This is a genomic window from Methylibium sp. T29, from assembly GCF_000576205.1.
GTDB classification, from domain to species: domain Bacteria; phylum Pseudomonadota; class Gammaproteobacteria; order Burkholderiales; family Burkholderiaceae_C; genus Methylibium; species Methylibium petroleiphilum.
Genome location: NZ_AZND01000364.1, coordinates 1 through 2,664 on the forward strand (window position 1 = coordinate 1; position 2,664 = coordinate 2,664).

At 72.1% G+C, this 2,664-nt stretch carries 4 protein-coding genes; 2 read left to right on the forward strand and 2 right to left on the reverse strand.

Annotated features, from left to right (window positions below):
• Positions 1 to 566 (reverse strand): FeoB small GTPase domain-containing protein (locus x551_RS20870; protein ID WP_036250933.1); only part of this gene is annotated, 566 nt, incomplete at its 3' end.
• Complete coding sequence (locus x551_RS27975; protein ID WP_081771437.1) at positions 563 to 940, reverse strand: FeoA family protein; 378 nt, start codon at positions 938 to 940, stop codon at positions 563 to 565. The genes x551_RS27975 and x551_RS20870, both read right to left, overlap by 4 nt.
• Here x551_RS27975 and aat point away from each other — a divergent pair.
• Positions 939 to 1,736 carry a leucyl/phenylalanyl-tRNA--protein transferase gene (gene aat / locus x551_RS20880; RefSeq protein WP_036233873.1) on the forward strand — a complete coding sequence of 266 codons (798 nt, stop codon included), beginning with the start codon at positions 939 to 941 and terminating at the stop codon, positions 1,734 to 1,736. The genes x551_RS27975 and aat overlap by 2 nt on opposite strands.
• On the forward strand, positions 1,733 to 2,503 hold the full coding sequence (locus x551_RS20885; protein ID WP_036250936.1) for an arginyltransferase: 771 nt from the start codon (positions 1,733 to 1,735) through the stop codon (positions 2,501 to 2,503). Before aat ends, x551_RS20885 begins: the two co-directional genes overlap by 4 nt.
• Positions 2,504 to 2,664 lie beyond the last annotated feature (161 nt).

Genomic DNA, 2,664 nt, shown 5'->3' on the forward strand with positions numbered 1-2,664 from the left:
CAAGGCCGCGGTGTCCGCCGCGGCACCGACCGCAGCGCCTGGCGTTCGATCTCGGCCCGCAGCGCCGCATGCCCGTTGTGCCGCACCGCCACCGTCTCGACCACCGGCACGCCCAGCTCGGCCGACAGCCGCGCCACGTCGATCTGCAGGCCGCGCGAACGCGCCACGTCGGCCATGTTCAGCGACACGATCATCGGCCGGCCCAGCGCCCGCAGCTCCAGCACCAGCCGCAGGTTCATGCGCAGGTTGGTCGCGTCGACCACGGCCACGATGGCGTCCGGTGCCGACTCGCCGGCGCGCCGGCCGAACACCACGTCGCGCGTCACCTCCTCGTCGGGCGTCAGCGGCGTGAGGCTGTAGGTGCCCGGCAGGTCGAACACCGCCACGCTGCGGCCGTCGCTCAGCGGCAGCACGCCGACCTTGCGCTCCACCGTCACGCCGGCGTAGTTGGCGACCTTCTGGCGCGCGCCGGTCAGCAGGTTGAACAGCGCCGTCTTGCCGCAGTTCGGGTTGCCGACCAGCGCCACCTGCAGCAACCGGGCCTCGGCCGAGGCTGCCGCGCTCACGGGCCGACCTCGGCGATCGGCGTGACCTCGATGCAGGCCGCCTCGGCACGGCGCAGCGCGAACATCGTGTCGCCCACCTGCACCGCCAGCGGCTCACGGCCGCCCGGCCCGCGCCGCAGCAGGCGCACCGGTTCGCCCGGCAGGAAGCCCAGCTCGCCCAGCCGCTGCAGCACCGCGGCGTCCACCGCCGCTCCGGCGAGGCGCAGTGCCGCCACCGTGGCGTGCTGGCCGGGTTCGAGTTCGTCGAGGATCAGGGAAGGCTCCAGGGTCAGGCGGCCTGCAAATGATAATTGGTCGCATCTTACAAACCAGCCATGCGGAGCCAAGGCCGCACGGCCACGCGACCGGAGGGCGGATGCGGACAATGCGCGCATGCCCACCTGGCTTGCAAGCCCCGACGACCCCCTGCCGGACACGCGCCATGCGCTGCCGGCCGGCAGCGAAGCGCCCGGCCTCGTGGCGGCCGGCACCGACCTCTCGCCGCGGCGCCTGGCCGAGGCCTACGCGCGCGGCATCTTCCCCTGGTACAGCGCAGGCCAGCCGGTGCTGTGGTGGAGCCCCGACCCGCGCATGGTGCTGCCGGTGGCGGAGTTCAAGCTCTCGCATTCGCTGCGCAAGACCTTGCGCCGCTTCAGCGCCGCGCCGCACTGCGAGGTGCGCATCGACCACGACTTCCCCGCCGTGATCCGCGCCTGCGCGACGACCCCGCGCGAAGGCCAGGACGGCACCTGGATCCAGCCCGAGCTGCAGGCGGCCTACGCCGAGTGGCACCGCCTCGGCGCGGTGCACTCCTTCGAGACCTGGGTCGACGGCCGGCTGCTCGGTGGCCTGTACGGCGTGAACCTCGGGCGCATGTTCTTCGGCGAATCGATGTTCTCGCACGCCACCGACGCCTCCAAGATCGCGCTGGCCGCGCTGGTGGCGTTCTGCCGCGCGAACGACATCGCGCTGATCGACTGCCAGCAGCGCACCGCGCACCTCGGCTCGCTGGGCGCACGCGAGATCGACCGTCCCGCGTTCGAGGGGCACCTGGCGCGCACCGTCGCGCAGCGCCCGCCGGAGGATTGGACCTATCATCGATCGCACTGGACGCAGCTCCGGCTCGACACCGGCCCGGATCCTGCATCGTCCAGCGTGACCGAGATCTCGCACCGCCCGGCCGCCCCGTGACCCATCCGAAAGAACTTCCGCTCGCGTCGCTGCAGTTCTATGCGACGGCGCCCTACCCCTGCAGCTACCTGGCCGGACGGCAGGCGCGCTCGCAGGTCGCCACGCCCAGCCACCTGATCCACGCCGACACCTACTCGGGCCTGGTGGCCAACGGCTTCCGGCGCAGCGGCATGTTCACCTACCGGCCCTATTGCGACGGCTGCCGCGCCTGCGTTCCGCTGCGCGTGCCGGTGGCGGGCTTCCAGCCCTCGCGCAGCCAGCGCCGCGCCTGGAAGGCCCACCAGGGCCTGCAGTCGCGCGTGCTGCGACTGTGCTTCGTACCCGAGCACTACCAGCTCTACCTGCGCTACCAGGCCGGCCGCCACGCGGGCGGCGGCATGGACCACGACTCGATCGACCAGTACACCCAGTTCCTGCTGCAGAGCCGCGTGAACTCGCGCCTGGTGGAGTTCCGCGAGCCGGCGCCCGAAGGCCAGCTGGGCACGCTGAAGATGGTGTCCATCCTCGACATCCTGAACGACGGCCTGAGCGCCGTGTACACCTTCTACGAGCCCGATCCCGACGCCAGCTACGGCACCTACAACGTGCTGTGGCAGATCGAGCAGACGCGCCAGCTCAAGCTGCCGCACGTGTACCTCGGCTACTGGATCGGCGAGAGCCCGAAGATGTCCTACAAGGCGCAGTTCAGGCCGAACGAGCGGCTGGTCGACGGCGTGTGGCAGCCGGAGCCGAGGGACGAGGCGGCCGGGTCGCCGCGGCAGGGCTGAGGGCCCCACCAAGCCCTACAGCGCCGGCACGATGCGCTGCAGGTGCTCGGCAAACTCCACCACCAGCGCTGGCGGCCGCGGCAGGTCGAACCGGACGCTCAGGCCCACCGTGGGCAGCGGCGGCAGCCGCGCGTCGGTGGGCAGCACCTGCAGGTCGGCCG

Bases quoted from the DNA above. Each gene is read 5' to 3' on its own strand.
- aat (WP_036233873.1), top strand. From the start codon at position 939: ATGCCCACCTGGCTTGCAAGCCCCGACGACCCCCTGCCGGACACGCGC.
- x551_RS27975 (WP_081771437.1), bottom strand. From the start codon at position 940: ATGCGCGCATTGTCCGCATCCGCCCTCCGGTCGCGTGGCCGTGCGGCC.